This window comes from Streptosporangium sp. NBC_01810, from assembly GCF_035917355.1.
Classification (GTDB): domain Bacteria; phylum Actinomycetota; class Actinomycetes; order Streptosporangiales; family Streptosporangiaceae; genus Streptosporangium.
Genome location: NZ_CP109070.1, coordinates 756,998 through 773,166, shown reverse-complemented (window position 1 = coordinate 773,166; position 16,169 = coordinate 756,998). Strand labels below are relative to the sequence as shown.

13 protein-coding genes are annotated in these 16,169 nt (G+C 70.8%); 3 read left to right on the top strand and 10 right to left on the bottom strand.

Annotated features, from left to right (window positions below; all coding sequences use genetic code 11):
- Nucleotides 1-258: 258 nt before the first annotated feature.
- The 9 genes from OIE13_RS03595 to OIE13_RS03555 form a co-directional block, all read right to left on the bottom strand.
- Nucleotides 259-1,065: a single-stranded DNA-binding protein gene (locus OIE13_RS03595; RefSeq protein ID WP_326643195.1), complete on the bottom strand. Its 807-nt coding sequence runs from the start codon at nucleotides 1,063-1,065 to the stop codon at nucleotides 259-261.
- A 160-nt stretch (nucleotides 1,066-1,225) separates the two neighbouring features.
- Nucleotides 1,226-2,866: a GTP-binding protein gene (locus tag OIE13_RS03590; RefSeq protein ID WP_326643197.1), complete on the bottom strand. Its 1,641-nt coding sequence runs from the start codon at nucleotides 2,864-2,866 to the stop codon at nucleotides 1,226-1,228.
- Entirely contained in the window at nucleotides 2,863-5,097 is a 2,235-nt protein-coding gene (locus OIE13_RS03585; RefSeq protein ID WP_326829523.1) for a dynamin family protein, read from the bottom strand. The genes OIE13_RS03590 and OIE13_RS03585 overlap by 4 nt, the downstream gene beginning before the upstream one ends.
- A gap of 1,157 nt (nucleotides 5,098-6,254) precedes the next feature.
- Nucleotides 6,255-7,487, bottom strand: a complete 1,233-nt coding sequence (gene cobA / locus OIE13_RS03580) for a uroporphyrinogen-III C-methyltransferase (protein WP_326643201.1) — start codon at nucleotides 7,485-7,487, stop codon at nucleotides 6,255-6,257.
- 155 nt (nucleotides 7,488-7,642) lie between these two features.
- Nucleotides 7,643-8,725: a nicotinate-nucleotide--dimethylbenzimidazole phosphoribosyltransferase gene (gene cobT, locus OIE13_RS03575; protein ID WP_326643203.1), complete on the bottom strand. Its 1,083-nt coding sequence runs from the start codon at nucleotides 8,723-8,725 to the stop codon at nucleotides 7,643-7,645.
- Nucleotides 8,726-8,793: 68 nt separating this feature from the next.
- Entirely contained in the window at nucleotides 8,794-9,705 is a 912-nt protein-coding gene (locus OIE13_RS03570) for a sirohydrochlorin chelatase (protein WP_326829522.1), read from the bottom strand.
- Between the two features lie 367 nt (nucleotides 9,706-10,072).
- Nucleotides 10,073-10,693 carry a LutC/YkgG family protein gene (locus tag OIE13_RS03565; protein WP_326643207.1) on the bottom strand — a complete coding sequence of 207 codons (621 nt, stop codon included), beginning with the start codon at nucleotides 10,691-10,693 and terminating at the stop codon, nucleotides 10,073-10,075.
- Entirely contained in the window at nucleotides 10,690-12,102 is a 1,413-nt protein-coding gene (locus tag OIE13_RS03560; RefSeq protein WP_326643209.1) for a lactate utilization protein B, read from the bottom strand. The genes OIE13_RS03565 and OIE13_RS03560 overlap by 4 nt, the downstream gene beginning before the upstream one ends.
- The gene (locus OIE13_RS03555) at nucleotides 12,099-12,959 is read right to left on the bottom strand and encodes a (Fe-S)-binding protein (protein WP_326829521.1); all 861 of its coding nucleotides are present in this window, start codon (nucleotides 12,957-12,959) and stop codon (nucleotides 12,099-12,101) included. Before OIE13_RS03555 ends, OIE13_RS03560 begins: the two co-directional genes overlap by 4 nt.
- Before the next feature lie 74 nt (nucleotides 12,960-13,033).
- On the opposite strand from OIE13_RS03555, the gene OIE13_RS03550 reads away from it, so the two are divergent.
- Nucleotides 13,034-13,786, top strand: a complete 753-nt coding sequence (locus OIE13_RS03550) for a FadR/GntR family transcriptional regulator (protein WP_326643213.1) — start codon at nucleotides 13,034-13,036, stop codon at nucleotides 13,784-13,786.
- Here OIE13_RS03550 and OIE13_RS03545 read toward each other — a convergent pair.
- Nucleotides 13,718-15,208 carry a sulfatase family protein gene (locus tag OIE13_RS03545; protein WP_326643215.1) on the bottom strand — a complete coding sequence of 497 codons (1,491 nt, stop codon included), beginning with the start codon at nucleotides 15,206-15,208 and terminating at the stop codon, nucleotides 13,718-13,720. The genes OIE13_RS03550 and OIE13_RS03545 overlap by 69 nt on opposite strands.
- A gap of 109 nt (nucleotides 15,209-15,317) precedes the next feature.
- Between OIE13_RS03545 and OIE13_RS03540 the strand changes: the two genes are divergently transcribed.
- Entirely contained in the window at nucleotides 15,318-15,725 is a 408-nt protein-coding gene (locus tag OIE13_RS03540; RefSeq protein ID WP_326829520.1) for an LLM class flavin-dependent oxidoreductase, read from the top strand.
- Nucleotides 15,625-16,104 carry an LLM class flavin-dependent oxidoreductase gene (locus OIE13_RS03535; RefSeq protein WP_326829519.1) on the top strand — a complete coding sequence of 160 codons (480 nt, stop codon included), beginning with the start codon at nucleotides 15,625-15,627 and terminating at the stop codon, nucleotides 16,102-16,104. The genes OIE13_RS03540 and OIE13_RS03535 overlap by 101 nt, the downstream gene beginning before the upstream one ends.
- Nucleotides 16,105-16,169 lie beyond the last annotated feature (65 nt).

Here is a 16,169-nt window from a genome sequence, read left to right as displayed (position 1 = left end):
CGAAATCTTCCGTTCGAAATCTTCCGTTCGAATCTGTGCCCACCCCCTGTCCATCTGTCCGTGTTCTTCCCCTGCACGGACCCGTGTTCTTCCTCTGCACGGACCCGTGCTCATTCCTCTGCCCGGACCCGTGCTCATTCCTCTGCCCGAAGTTCGATCTCCCGCCCGTCTCGAACGTTTTCTCCGCACACCTCTCCGGCCTCGGATGGCCGATCGGGTGGGGAGGCCCGCGTCCCGGGCCTCCCGGCGGGAAACGGCTCAGGCCGCCACACGCTCCCGCATCGGCCAGGGCGTCTCATCACTCACCTCTGGGCGGACCTTCGCCGCGCCCGGCACTGCCCCGGCCGTCTCCTCCCCGGCGCCCCCCGCAGCCGAGTCGTCGGCCCCCGCGGCGTCTCCGCGCTTCGTGGCTCCCTTCACCGCCTTCCTTCTCCTGGTCACGGCCCCTCCCTCCTCCGTTTTCTCCCCGGCGGAGTCGTGATCCACCGCACCTGAGGCAGCCTCAGCGGCGTCTCCGTGAATCGCACCACTCTCGGCCGGCCCGCCGGTCGGCGCGGCCCGCTCGTCGTCGAGCCCGACCTTCAGCGGGGAGGAGGCGCCGAGAGCCACCGCGTCCACGGGGGCGCCACCGCTCATGGCCCAGTCGGACGTCTCGCGGTCGAGCTCGCTCCGCTCCGCGCTGCCCAGCGCCGCGACCGGGCCGCCGCGCTGTGGCTTGCTGAAGCTCCCGAGCCCCCAGCGCAGGTCGTGTCCGAGTGAGTTGGCCTCCACCTCGGGCATGAATCGGCGCTCGCCCTCGTGGGTGAACTCGCGGATCCGCAACCGTCCCTGAACGACGACGGGCTGGCCCAGCTGGACCGACTGGGCGACGTTGTCGGCGAGCCCGCGGAAGCAACGGACGCCGAAGTAGGTCGTCTCGCCGTTGCGCCACTGCTGGTTCTCCCGATCGAAGTAACGACTCGTCGAGGCGATCTTGAGCGAGGTGACCCGGGAGCCGTCGGGGAAGGTGTGCTGGCGCGGCGTGGCCGCGACATTACCGGTCAGCGTGACATGGATGTCGTTCATCGTGCCTCCCATGAGAGCCGGCCGAGTGCCGGCGGCATGAAAGACACGATGGCCCGAGCCGTTCCCCTCGCGAGTAACCGAATCACGCTCTGGGGACAACCATCGGACACGCGGCCAAGCTGTGGACAAGCCGGCGTCACGCGTACCCGGGCGGTGGGAATCAGCCTCGCAGGCCCCGCATGGCCGAGTAGAACTCGTTATAGCGGGTCAGCTCGCGCTCCACCGGCTCGATCACCATGCTCTCCGCGAGCCCGGCGACCCTGCGGCGCATCTCACGCTCCAGCGCGTCACGCTCGTTGCCGGCGCCGAGTACGACGAAGTTGCGGCTGGCCACCGCGGTGAGCAACCCGAGCCCGAGTACGGAGAACATCATCAGTCCCACCCACGGCAGCGAGGCGACGTCGCCGAACAGCTCCAGCCCCGCCGGCGGCCTCCCCGCGCCGAACACGCCGTAGGCCAGAGCCGCGCCGACCCAGGCGAGGCCCGCGACGAAGAGCAGGACCAGCAGGTACTGCCAGGCGAGAAGCAACCGCCACCAGCCAGGAACCCTGTCCAGGCGTGGTGCGACCTCCGAGAGCTCCTCCGACAGCACCTGGGGCAGCTGCGCCGAGCGGGAGCGCGCGGCGTCCCTGACCCCGTTCTGCCACGCCTCGTGCATGCCGGAGGTCAGGCCGTCGGCGAGGGCGTGGACGGCGGTGTCCACCTCGGCCGGCTGCGCGCTGACCGAACCACCGGTCAGGCCGCGGATCTCGTCTCGCAGGTCGCCCAGGCGCAGGCTGTTCAGCGGATCAGGGCGGAGCTTCGCCGCCCAGCGGGTGTAGGGCCAGCCGATCCACTCACCGGACCTCGCGGCGTACACGTTCTCCATCGCCTCGCCGACGGCGGGGACTCCGGCCGCGTCGCAGAGGGCATCGGTGAGGCCGATCCGGCGGGCGTCGTCAATGGAGGAGGGCGGCGCCAAGGTACCGTCGGCGGGCATGACCTTCGCCAGGCGGAGTGTCAGCCGGTCGAGGTCGGCCTCCAGGCGCTGGGTCGCGGCCCTGCGCCTGGACACGGTCTCGGCGAGGACGGCCTTGAGGTCGTCCACGCCCGTGCCCGTGATCGCCGAGGTGGTGACGACCACGGGATGCTCGACCCCCTCGCGGTAAAGAAGGTCCTCCAGGTCCGCGACGCACTCGGTCAGCTCCTCCTCCTCCAGCCGGTCGGACTGGTTGAGCGCGAAGATCGTCACCGCCTCATGCCCGGCCAGATCGGTCACGTAGCGCCGGTGCGTGGAGGCGTCGGCGTACTTCTGCGGGTCGAGCACCCACACGACGAGGTCGGCGATCTGGATCAGCCGGTCGGCCTCGGTGTCGGTCAGCGCCCGGATGGAGTCGTGGTCGGGCAGGTCGAGCAGGATCAGCCCGTGCAGCCGGCTCTCCCCGCGGTCCAGGGCGCTGGCCCGCGCGAAGCGGTGGCGCCACTGGATCTGCAGCCAGTCGAGCAGTGGTCCGGCGCCGTCCAGGCCCCAGACGCAGGCGTGGGTACGGGCCGTGGTCGGGCGGCGCACTCCCGTCGGCGACAGCTCCAAGCCGGAGATCGAGTTGAACAGTGTCGACTTGCCGCTGCCCGTACCCCCCGCGAGCGCTACCACCGTGTGGTCCGAGGAGAGTTTGAGCCTGTCACCTGCGCGCAGCAGCAGCTGCCCCGACTCGGTGAGGAGCTTGGGCTCGACCCTGCCCGCCCCCAGCTCCACGATCCGAGCCAGCGCGGCGAGCCGGCTGCCGAGGCCTTGGCCTGACTGGGTGGTGCCAACACTCATCGGGCGACCTCAAGGTTGTACGTTGCCTGGTAAAGGCGAGTAGCGGCGGATTCATCCGGTATGCCGGCACTGTCGAGAGCCTGGATGTAACGCGCCGTCTCGTCGTCGAAGAGCATGCCGATCCGGGCGCGGAGATCGCTCCGGGCCTTCACCCCGATGTTGCGCAGCGACTCAGCGCCGAGCAGTGCGTGTACCAGCCGTTGCGGCAGCGCGCCGGCGCCGTTCCGTACCTCCGAGGAGCCGTAACCGAGCAGCCCGATGGTCAGGATCAGTGCCAGGGACTCGACGTCGAACGAGATCACCCTGGCCACCGATCGCTTGGTCACACCCTCGGTGCGGATCAGCTCGATGATGTGCTCCTGCCAGGCCGCGACGGTCCTGCCGGCCCTGCGTGGAAGATTGTCGGACGCGCGACCGAGATCGGAGGCCACCGCCAGGACCCCCTGCGAGCCCGGACGGTTCGACCAACGCGAGGCGGCCTCCTCCGCGGCCCGTTGCGCCGCGGAGACGACCACCGACTCCAATCCCGTCCGCAGCGCGGATTTCAGCGCGCTGAGCCGCTCGGGTGCCTGATGGCTCGCCTTGCCCGCGAAGCGGCCGGGCTTGCGCAGGTGGAGGGTACGCATGAGATCGCCAGAACCGGCGAAGTCCTGCCAGCGGGCGAGAACCTCACCCCGGAGCAGCGAGCCGTCGCCGGTGCTCTCGTCGATCTCGACCAGCGCCTGGGCATAGGCGCTCTCCACGTCGGCGCGGAGATCCCTGCGGAAGGCGACCTGGATCTCCAGTTGCTTGGCCAGGGCGGGGACACGAGTGCGGAAGCTGTTCAGCACCCCGTCCAGGGTGGCCCGTACGGCCTGCTCTCGACGCCGCTCGTCAACCGACAACTCGGTCAGCCAGAGGCGCAGCTCGCTCACCTCGTGGTCGGGGAGCATGCCGTCGGTGACCTTGCCCTCGTTGACGACGAACCGGTCGACCTCTCCGAGACCGTACTCGGTGAGCATCCTGACGAAGTGCTTGGTGATCACCTCTCTGGACTTGGACGGCACCCTGGAGAGCACGATGGCCAGCTTGGCCCCGCGTTCCTTGGCCAGGCGGAGCAGCCGCCAGGCCGGGGCGTCGGCGTAGCGGGCGGCGGTGGTGACGAAGATCCACAGATCGGCCACGTCGAGCATGCGGTGGGCGATCTCGTGGTGCTCCTCGACCACCGAGTCGATGTCGGGGGTGTCGAGCAGTGCCACGCCGGGAGGGAGGCGCTCGGTGGAGACGAGCACGAGGCCGCCGGAGGCCGCCTCGGGGTCGGGCTCGCTCAGCCGCCGGAGACTACCGAGCATGTCGCCCTTGGCGAACCACTCGTGGTCGTCGGGGTGGCAGGCCAGGACAGGCGTTCCGGTCGTCGGACGGCGCACGCCGGTCGCGCTGACCCTGGCGTTGGCCAGTGTGTTGAGGAGCGTGGACTTGCCCGCGCCGGTGGAGCCCGCGACCACGACGAGGGCGGGCGCGGTGCTCGTGTGGACGCGGGGGATCACGTAGTCGTCGAGCTGGGCCAGGATCTCACTCTGGACCCGCCTGGCCTCCTCGGCGCCGGGGATGTCCAGGCCGAAGCCGAGATCGGTGACACCGGCACGTACGGCGGTGAGCGCGCTGCTCAGGGCCTCGGAGACGGCGTCGGGAAGCGGCGTCTCCCGCGTCCGGTCGCCCGGCGACCCCGCGTCCTTCCCGCCTCCGGCCTTCCCGCTCCCGCCGTCCTCGTCGTTCTCGTCCGCGTCGCCGGCCCCGTCCAGGACCTCGGCTCCGGCCTCGCCATCGCCATCGCCATGAGTCTCTTCACCGTGAGCCTCGTCGCCATGAGTCTCTTCACCGTGAGCCTCATCGACATGAGTCTCGTCGCCATGAGTCTCGTCGCCGGTCTCGGCGGGCTCGCCATCACTTCGGGCCGCGCCACCGGTCCCACCGGTCTCGCTCTCCCGCGGAGTCCGCTCATCGATCTCAGCGGGCTCGGCGTCGCGCTGAGCCCCGTCGCCGGTCAGGGCCCGCTCTCCGACCTCGCCGCCATCCTCGGCTCCGCCGGCGCCCGGCATCCCGGCGTTGCTCTTCGCTCCGTTCTCCGACCCGTCGCGATGCCCCTCACGGGGCGCGTCCCCGGTCTCACCGTCATCCGTGAGGAGGACGACGACCTCGTCGGACTCGGCGTCCTTCTCGGGCTCCTTCTGCTTTTCCTGGGGTCTGCTCACCCGAAGGGGCGGAGCGGTGGCCTCGGCGCGTGGCCGCCCGTCCTCGGACCGGGGGGAAAAGCCGTCATTCGCCGTACGGGAGGAGATCCCGGCACCTTCCCCGGGGGCGGAACTCGAAGCACCACCCCCGAGATCACCGGCACGGGGAGCGCTCGGGGGAACGGGGGCACCTGGGCGAAAGAGCGCACCGGGACCGGCCTGGGGAACAGGAGCACCGGGAGAAGGTGCGACGGGGCCACCACCGGCACGGGGAACGCTCTGGGAAGCGGGGCCCGGACGGAAAATCGCACCGCGAGAACCGATGGCGGGATCGTCCCCGTGAGAAGCGCTCGCAAAACCCCCCTGGAAGGCGGGAGCACCCGGCCTCGGAGGGACACCGGGAGGAGCGGTGGCAGGGCCACCGCCACGCGAAGCATCGGGGGAAGGATGGGCGCCTTGCCCCGGGGCCGCCCCCGGCGGGGTGGGAGCGCTTCCACGGGGAGCACTCGGCGGGGCGGGGGCACCGCCGCGGGGAGCCTTCTGGGGGGCGGGGGCACCGCCGCGGGAGGCGGCCGGGGAGGCGCTCGGACCGGGGGCCGCACCGGGCAAGGCCGTACCAGGGCCCGACGAGGCCGTACCAGGGCCGGTCAAGGCCGTACCAGGGCCCGACGAGGCCGTACCAGGGCCGGACGAGGCCGTACCAGTGCCCGACGAGGCCGTACCGGGACCGCTGCGGGAGGCACCGGAGGGACGGCCGCCCGGGGCGCCGGCGGAGGTGGGGTTGACCGTTTCCCGGGAGGTGGTGATGGCGGCGATCGTGGCCTGGGCGGCAGCCGCGGCGGCGTGGAAGGCCGCCATCGCCTCCGCGGAAGCAGGCGGGGCGGCTGGACCGACCGCCCCACCCGGGGCGGCTGGACCGGCCTTCCTGCCCGGAGGCGTGGCGGGACCCGCTGTTCCGCCGGAGGGCGCGGCGGGACCGGCCGCACCGGCGGAGGGCCGGGTGCGGGCGCGGATGGAGGCGGCGTCGTCGTCCGGACGGATGGCGCCGAAGGTCACCGTCTGCTCGCCGGGGGATTCCTGGTCATCCGACGGGGTGTCGTCGAGTGGCTCCGGGGGGGTGCCGGCGAGGCGAGGGTCACGGCCGCCACCTGAATGGGGGGGCCTGCTGGAAGCCGATTTCACGGTACTTGCTCCGCTCGAACCATCTCGATCTCCTGGCCGACCTTCACGACATCGCCGACGATCACGATCGCAGGTGGCCGAATCTCAGCCGCGCTTACGCGCTCCGCCACGGTGGACAGCGTGGCGTAAAGAGCGCGCTGGGTCGGAAGGGTACCGTCCTGTACCACCAATACGGGAGTTTCCGGCAAACGTCCATCATGAATCAGCGTTTCGGCGATCACCCCGATCCGCTCGACCGCCATCATAAGCACCAGCGTGCCGCCGGATCTGGCCAAATTGGGCCAGTCGACCGTGGATCTCTCGTCGCCCGGCGGGACGTGTACGGAGATCACGTGGAATTCCTGGCTGACACCGCGATGCGTCACGGGCACGTTGGCGGCGGCCGGGACCGCGACCGGGCTGGTGATGCCGGGGACCACGACCACCGGGATGCCCTCGCGGGCGCAGGCGAGCAGTTCCTCGCCGCCTCGGCCGAAGACGAACGGGTCGCCTCCCTTGAGCCGGACCACGAACTTGCCCTGCTTGGCGTGCTCGATCAGCAGCTCGTTGATCCTCTCCTGGGCCATGTAGCGGCCGTAGGGGATCTTCGCGGCGTCGATCAGCTCGACGTCCGGGGAGAGCTCGTCGAGCAGGGCCTGCGGAGCGAGACGGTCGGCGACGACCACGTCGGCCTGGGCCAGCAACTGCCGCCCACGGACCGTGATCAGGCCGGGGTCGCCGGGTCCGCCGCCGACCAGGGCGACGCCCACGGGCTTGGTGCGATTGCGCCGGGCGTCGACCGTACCGTCCCTGAGGGCTCCCACGACGGCGTCCCTGATCCCGGCGGCGCGCCGGGGATCGCCTCCGGCGGTGATGGCCACACTGATCTCGTCCACCTTGCCGCTGGCGGGGGTCCAGGCCGCGGAGGCGTCCTTGTCGTCGGCGCGCACGCACCAGATCCGCTTCGCCTCGGCCTCCTCGGCCACGGCGGCGTTCACCTCGTGGTCGTCCGTGCAGGCCTGCACCAGCCAGGCCCCGTCGACGTCGCCGGCCTGGTAGCGCCTGGTCTCCCAGGTCACGCGGCCTGTCGCGATGAGATCGTCGAGGGCGTGCGTGACGCTCGTCGAGACGATGGTGACCAGGGCGCCCGCGTCGAGCAGCGCCGGCACCCGCCGCTGGGCGACGCGCCCGCCGCCCACGACGAGCACCCGCCGCCCGGAGAGACGCAAGCCGAGCAGGTAGGGCGACATTGCGACCGATCTCCCGTTCACGAGGAATTGTGAATCATGGCGTGCTTAAGAGGTAAACCTACCGGCTAATGGCGCTCTCTTTGCTGCGCCTGTGTTAACAGGTGTCAAGAGAGGGCTGACTGTTGTCAACCGGTCGGGTTCAAGCCTTCCGCAGGTCAGGCTTCCTTGTCCGTCACACCGGCGGAATCGAAGGTCGCGACCTCGTGCATCACCCTGGCTGCGGCACAGACGAGCGGGTGGGCGAGCAGGCCGCCGGTGCCCTCGCCGAGTCGGAGTTCCAGCTCCACCAGGGGGCGCAGGCCCAGGTGTTCCAGGGCCGCGGCGTGACCGGGCTCGGCCGAGCGGTGCCCGGCCACGCAGTGGTCGACGACATCGGGGGCCAGTGCCGCCGCCGCCAGTGCCGCCGCCCCCGCGATGACACCGTCCAGGATGACCGGCACCCGCAGAGCGGCCCCGGCGAGGACGAACCCGGCGATCGCCGCGTGCTCCAGGCCGCCGACCGCGGCCAGCGTCTCCAGGGCGGACACCGGGGAGACGGCACCCGGCTCGCGCTCCAGGCCGTTCACCCGGAGTGCCTCGCGGACCACCTCGATCTTGCGTTCCAGGGTCTCGCCGTCGATACCGGTGCCCCTGCCGGTCACGGCCGCCGCCTCGTGCCCGGTGAACGCACAGATCAACGCGGCCGAGGCGGTCGTGTTGGCGATGCCCATGTCTCCGGTGATCAGGCAGCGGGCACCTCCGTCGACGAGGTCGCGAGCGTGCGCGATCCCGGCCTCCAGGGCCGCGACCGTCTGCTCGGGGGTCATCGCCGGCCCTCGGGACAGATCGGCCGTACCGTACGCGATCTTGCTGATCGTCAGACCGGGCGCTGGGTCGAGGTCGGCGGCCACACCGACGTCGACGACCGTCACCGAGACACCGACCTGGGCGGCGAAGGCGTTGGCCACGGCGCCGCCCGCGAGGAAGTTGCCGACCATCTGCAGGGTGACCTCCTGCGGCCACGGGGTCACGCCCCTGGCGTGGACTCCGTGATCGGCGGCGAAGATCGCCAAAGCCGCGGGGACCGGAAGCGGCGGCGGGCTGACCGCCGCGGCCCCGGCCAGCCGTACCGCCACGTCCTCCAGGACGCCCAGCGCGCCCCTGGGCTTGGTCAGGCGGTCCTGGTGGGCTCGGGCCTCGGCGACGGCCGCCGGGTCGGCGGGGCGGATCGCCGCGATGGTCTCCTCAAGCATGGTCATGCGCTCCAGTCTCCCCCGAGAACAGCATTTCCGAAAAAACACGAAAGAGCCATCGAGGGGTCACCGGATCACCAGGCGATGCCGCTGAGCGCCTCCTCGTAGCGCTCGATGACCACGTCGGCCAGGCCCTCGCAGTCGCCGATGACGTCGGCGCAGCGGACGTCCAGGTTCGAGTGGCCGGCGGCGTAGGCCATGGCCTGAGCCCAGACACGGTCGAGCAGACCGCCGGCGAACAGCAGGTAGGGCACGACGATCACGCGCTTGGCGCCGAGGCGTCGGCAGCGCTCGATGCCGCCGGGGACGCCGGGCGGGGTGAGGGAGACGAAGGCCGTCTCCACGGTCATGTACTCGTGGGCGTGGGTCTCCCAGAAGAGCCGGGAGACCCGGTGCACGTCGGCGTTCGTCTCGGGGCTGGTGGAGCCGTCACCGACCAGGACGACGGCGGTCTCGCCGATCTCGATGTGCTCGGGCTCCTCGTCGAGCGGCCCGGCGGCGGCGGGGACCAGCCGGAGACTGGCGACCTCGGCGGCGGCGTCGGCCAGACGCTCGGCGAGCAGCGCGAGGATGCGGGGGCCGGAGCCCAGGGGACGACCGTAGTCGCAGGTGAGCATGGGATGCCTCTCCCGCTCGCGGGCCATCGCGGCGGGAATGTCCGTGCCGAGCCACACGCCGCCGGTGAGACTCATGGGCTGGGCCACCATTCGGTGGTGCCCGCGCCCGACCAGCGAGGCGACGGAGTCGCTGAGGCGCGGCCTGGCCTTGGCGATGTAGCCGCCGGAGACGTCGGCCGCCGTCTGATCCAGACGACAACGGAGCCGGTGGATGAACCTGCCGAATTCAGCGGATCCGCTGTCGTTGTGCGAGCCCTGCCCGATGAGCAGCAGCGGCGGTTTCGTGACTCCTCCGCTCCCCGAGGAGAGCGGCTTCTCGCTTCCCTCGGGGGAGGCAGGCGACGGCCAAGCCCTGACCGCTTCAGACATCGGAACCGTAGCAGGGAAGCAATTCACCTGCCGGGTAAATCCGGCAGGCCCCTCGCTAAATATCATGGAAACCGGACTCCAATGACCTTGACCTGGGACTACGCAGTAGCGACTCGCGACGATATCCGATTTTGACACCGCATGAACAGGTAACGGATCGGTAAATTCTGTCTTTTCTTCCGTTGACCCGACAGATGACGAGGATCGGATCGACCGCGGCGGGCGACGCTCCCCCGCGGGTCGGCCCATGTGGATCACACGCCCTGGCACGTTAGCCGGACACGCGGGAGGCGTCCAGCACGGCCGTACCGGTGTTTCGGAGCCCGGTGCGCCCTCCCGGCCTCCGACCGGAGGATGTCCTTCCGGGTCAGCGGATGACGACGACCTCCAGCGTGCGCGGGCCGTGCACGCCCTCCACCCGGTTCAGCTCGATGTCGCTGGTCGCGGAGGGACCGCTGATCCAGGTCAGCGGCCTGGACGGGTCGAGCCTGCCGACGGCCTCGGGAACACCGGCCACGATCTGCTCCGCGCGCACCACGCACAGGTGGTAGTCCGGCAGGAGGGTCAGCGCCCGGCGTCCCTGCCCGGGGCCGGTGTCCAGCACGATCGTGCCCGTCTCCGCGATCGCCACGGCGCACCCGGTGACGACCCCGTCCACCCTGTCCAGCTCGGCCGCGCTCAGCGGCGGGTCGTCGGTGACCGGTTCGCCGGGGGCCCACTCGGGCGGCAGCCCGTCGGGGGCGACCAGCCGGGTGGCGCCCCGGCGGGCCAGCGCCGCCGCGATCGTCGCGGCCGCCTCGCCCTCGTCCACCACGTGCACGACGGCCCGGTAGTCGGCCACGCGCTCGGCGAGCAACCCCACCAGGCCCGCCGCGGCGGCCGGGTCCGGTGACGTGCGGTAGGCGCGGGTGATCTCGACCTCGCCGGCCCCGGCCACCGCGGAGCGGATCCGCGACAGGATCCGCTCCCTGCTGCCCGCAGCGTTCATTTGACGCCTCCGTCTGTACGGTCCCACCAGTCACGGAATGACTCAGAAGGAATGTCGGGAATGTCACGGGTGTCGGTCCAGGCCGACAGCGGGCCCGGCAGGCGCCCGGGGACGAACCTGCGCAGGCGGCCACCGAGCCGCTGGGTGCGTGCCAGCCGCGCGGGGCGGTTGAACACCCATCCGGCGGCACGCATGCCCAGGCGCTCGACGCGCGGGTGGCGGACCCTGCCACGCAGATGGACCAGGACCTCTGGAATGTCGATCGCGACCGGGCAGGCGTCGAAACAGGCGCCGCAGAGAGTCGAGGCGTACGGCAGCGACGCGTCCAGCTCCGAGGCGGTGCCGCGCAGTTGCGGGGTGAGGATCGCGCCGATCGGTCCCGGATAGACCGAGCCGTACGCGTGACCTCCGGCCCGCTCGTAGACCGGGCAGACGTTCAGGCAGGCCGAGCAGCGGATGCAGCGCAACGCCTGGCGGCCGATCTCGTCCGCCAGCACGTCCGTACGGCCGTTGTCGAGCAGCACCAGGTGGAACTCCTGCCCCTCGGCCGCGCCCGTCCAGGTGGAGGTGTAGGGGTTCATCCGCTCGCCGGTGGAGCTCCTGGGCAGCAACTGGAGGAAGACCTCCAGGTCCTGCCAGCTCGGCAGCAGCTTCTCGATGCCGACCACGCTGATCAGCGTCTCGGGCAGGGTGAGGCACATCCGCCCGTTGCCCTCGGACTCCAGCACCACCAGCGTGCCGGTCTCGGCGATCATGAAGTTGGCACCGGAGATCGCGACCCTGGTGGAAAGGAAGCGCTCGCGCAGGTGGAGCCGGGCGGCCTCGGCGAGGGCGCGGGGCTCGTCTGTCAGGTCCTCCGGCGCGGCACGGCCCCAGTCGGCCATCTTCTCCCGGAAGATCTCGCGGATCTCCGAGCGGTTGCGGTGGATCGCCGGGACCAGGATGTGCGAGGGCCAGTCGTCACCGAGTTGGACGATCAGCTCGGCCAGGTCGGTCTCGTACGCGGTGATGCCCTCGAGTTCGAGCGCCTCGTTGAGGCCGATCTCCTGGGTCGCCATCGACTTGACCTTGACCACGCTGGTCTCGCCGGTGGCCTTGACCAGGTCGGCGACGATCCTGTTGGCCTCCTCGGCGTCGGCCGCCCAGTGGACGTGACCGCCCGCCGCGGTGACCGCCTCCTCCATGCGCACCAGGTAGCGCTCCAGGTTGCGCAGGGTGTGGTCCTTGATCTCCTTGGCCGCCCGGCGAAGCTCGGTCCAGTCGGGAAGCTCGCCGACCGCCAGGGCCCGTTTGCCGCGGATCGTGTGGGTGGCCTTGCGAAGGTTGTACCTGAGCTGCGAGTCCTGCACGGCGGCCGCGGCGTTCACCGGGAAGGCCGGCATGCCGAGGAACGTGGCGCCCCCGCTCATCCGCGCACCACCCCGTGATCGCCGGTCTCCGTGGCGGCGAGGATCTCGGCGAGGTGCATGATCCGTACGCCGGTGCGCTGGCGGCTGAGGGTGCCGCCGATGTGCATCAGGCAGGAGTTGTCGGCGGCGCACAGCACCTCGGCGCCGGTGGTCGCGACATTGTGCACCTTGTCCGCGCACATGGCGGCGGAGATCGCCGGGTTCTTCACCGCGAAGGTGCCGCCGAAGCCGCAGCACTCGTCCGCTCCGGGGAGCGGGACCAGCTCCAGGCCCCTGACCTGCTCAAGCAGTCGGGTGGGCCGATCCCCCAGGCGGAGGGCGCGCAGCGAGTGGCAGGTCGGGTGATAGGTCACCCGGTGCGGGAAGTAGGCGCCGACATCGGTGACGCCGAGGACGTCGACGAGGAACTCCGAGAGTTCGTGGACCTTTGGCACCGTGGCCGCCACCTCCTCGGCGAAGGAACCCGGCCGGGGCCGCTCCCTCGCTCCGGGAGCCGCGGTCTCCTCGGCGGAGGGGGTGAGGGTGCCGGTGATCAGATCCGCAGGGGCCCCGGCGGTGATCGAGGCGGGTACGGCCGGGGTGCGGGCGAGGCGCGGGTACTGCTCGCGGACCATCGCGGCGCACGACCCCGACGGCGCGACGACCGCGTCGTACTCGGCGAAGACGTCCACGAAGTGCCGCGCGAGCCGCCTGCCCTCCTCGGGGTATCCCGTATTGACGTGCATCTGGCCACAGCAGGTCTGCGCCCGCGGGAAGTCGACGTCACATCCGAGACGGCGCAGCAGCGTGACGACCGCCCGCCCGGTACCGGGGAAGAGCGTGTCGTTCACGCAGGTGATGAACAGGGCGACGCGCACGGCACTCCTTTACACTCAATGGTATGACCACAGTATGGTCTGACCATATTCCCCCACAAGAGGAGGAGGCTCTCTTGAGCGGTTGGCAGCCGGTCCGGCGCACCCGGGCGTTCGAGGACGTGATCGCCCAGATCGAGCGGCGCATCGCGGACGACGGGCTCACGGTCGGCGACCGCCTGCCCGGCGAGCGGCAACTCGCCGAGCAGCTGCGGGTGAGCCGGTCGTCCGTACGCGAGGCGATGCGGGTACTGGAGACGCTGGGCGTGGTGTCCTCGCAGGTCGGGCGGGGCCCGGACGCGGGAGCCTTCCTCATTTCCAGGCCCGCGGACGCCCTGAGCGACCTGCTCAGACTCCACCTCGGGCTCTCGAACCTGTCGCTGGAGGAAATCCTCGACGCCCGGCTGATGATCGAGCAGTGGTCCGCCTCGCACGCCGCCGCCCGAGGGGCCGACCTGTCGGGGCTGATCGGCGCGCTGGAGCGGATGGACGCCGCGACGACCGCCGAGGAGTTCGTCGAGCACGACACGGCCTTCCACCTGGCCATCGCCGAGGCGTCGGGCAACAGGCTGACCACCGCGATGATGCTCTCCCTGCGTGACTCGCTCCGCCGCTACTCGATCGAGGCGGTCGAGCGCCTCGGCGACACGGCGGGACTCATGGCCGATCACCGCGAGATCCACCGGGCCGTCGCCGCCGGGGACGCGGCGGGGGCATCGGCCGCCGTCGAGGCCCATCTGCGACGGGCCTACCCCGGCATCTCACGGTCCCCACGGACCGAGGAAGAGGGGCCTGACGGGCAGCACGGGCGGCTTGGCCGAGTCGGCTGACCTGCAGGTGGCGCCCGAGCAGGAGACCAGCGCGTCGAGCTGCTGGTTGAACTGGGCGATCACGGAGAGCGGGGTCTCGGCGGCGAGGTTTCTGAGCTGGTAGGGATCCGCGGCGAGATCGTAGAGCTGATACTCGCCGGTGGAGTAGCGGACGAAGGTGTGCCAGGCGGTCCGCATGCCCTGGTAGGCCGGGACCGGAGTCTGACGGGCCGAACCCGGGTCGGTCGGGCGGTAGAACTCCAGCAGCACGTTCTGGCGCCATGAGGGCGGCGTACGGCCCCGCAGGAGCGGCAGCAGGGAGCGGCCTTCGACGAAGTCGGGGAGCGTGGCACCGGCCAGCTGGGCGAACGTCGGGGCCAGATCCACCGTGGAGGCCATGTCGCCGATGACGCCGCCCGCCGGCACACCGGGGCCGCGGACCAGGAGCGGCACCCTGATCGACTCGTCGAAGGGGGCGGTCTTGCCCTGGGCGAGCCGGTGCTGGCCCTGGTGGAACCCGTTATCGGAGGCGAAAAAGATATACGTTTCCTCCAGCTTGCCGGAGACCCTGAGGGATTCGACCAGGGCGCCCACCATGTCGTCCACGCCGAGCATCGCCCGGAGCCGGTCGCGGTAGTGCCGGTCGATCTTCTGGACCTTCCTGGCGTCGAACTGCGGGAGCGACCTGAGCCAGAGTGGCTCGGCACTGACATCCGGCTGGTTGAAGGACGGGGTGCGCGGGGCCGTCGCTCCGGCGAAGGCGGCCTCGTGCCGGGGGGCGTAGTTGGCCGGGTTGTGCGGGGCGATCGGGGCGAGGTAGAGGAAGAACGGGTCGTCGCCCGGCTGGGAGACGAACGCCCCCGCCTTCGCGCTGAGCACGTCGGCCAGGTAGTCCTCCGGTGCGAAGCCGTAGGCCCGCAGCGCGCCGTTCTCGTTGAGCGTGTAGCCGTACTCCTCGTAGAGCCTGCGCACCGGCACGTCCCACTCGTCCCAGCCGGGTGGCACGTAGGTGGCGGCGGTGGCGCCACCGGGGTAGTGGTTGAGGTACTTGCCCATCAGGCCGGTGCGGTATCCGGCCGCCTTCATCCACGTCCCGAGCGTGGAACGTTCCAGGCCGGTCGTGTAGTACTTGGTGAAGCCGCCCTCGGGGGCGGTGTTGGTCAGCACGCCGTGGCTGTGCACGTACTGGGAACGCATGATCGACGCGCGCGACGGGCAGCACCAGGAGTTCGGCACGAAGAACCTGTCGAAGCTGGTGCCGCCCCGGGCAAGGAGGTTTGAGATGTTGGGAAATTTCTGGAGATCCCCCGCATCCAGGTCGTCAACGAGGACCAGCACGATGTTGGGCCGCCCCGCCGCGTGCGCCACGGCCGGGATCGCTCCCGCGGCGGCGAGGGCAAGGAGGAAGATCAGGGAGAGGAGCTTGCGAGCTGCATAGAGCACAGATTGACGCTTCCCGGGAGACCGAATTTCGACACCTCACACTCGACCGACCAATATAGAACGTGTTCTAATCACGGGGCGTGTCCGGCCAGCGTTGCGAGGAGACCCGGTGAGTACCGACCTGAAGCTCGGCCTGAACCTCGGCTACTGGCAGCGCGGCGCCGACGACGCCACCGAACTCGTCCAGGCCGCGGAACGGCTGGGGTACGAGTCCGTCTGGACCACGGAAGCCTACGGTAGCGACGCCTTCACCCCTCTGGCCTGGTACGGCGCGCGGACGTCCCGCATCAAACTGGGCACATCCGTGGTGCAGATCTCCGCCAGGACCCCGGCGGCGACCGCGATGACCGCGATGACCGCGATGACGTTGAAGACCGCGACGTATCCCCGAGTCGTTTCAACCGGCGGCGACCGCGATGACCCTCGATCACCTCACCGGCGGACGGCTGCCGCTCTTCGTGTTCCCCGAGAAGATGGAGCGGATGTACGGCCCCTCGCTCGCCGGCGCCGGGCCTGACTTCGACATCGCCGCCATGGTCATGACACTGATCACCGACGACGTCAGGCCGGCGCTGGACGGGGTGAAGATGATGCTGCCCCTCTACATCGGCGGCATGGGCGCCAAGAGCCGTGACTTCCACGCCGACATCATCGGCAGGATGGGCTACGCCGAGGCCGCCGAGGAGATCCAGGCGCTCTATCCGGCCGGGCGCAGGGACGAGGCGTTCAACGCGATCCCCGACGAGCTGGCCGACGGCATCTCCCTGGTCGGCCCGGTGGGCCGCATCCGCGAACGCCTGGAGCCGTGGCGCAGGAGCCCGGTGAGCAACCTTCTGGTGATGGGCCCCCGCGACGAGACCTCCCTGCGGACGATCCGGGACCTGGTCCTGGGCTGATCCACCCGCCCCCGCTGGAGTGGCGTGCCCGACGGACCCGACGGGCGCCCCGCCGCCCCCTCCTG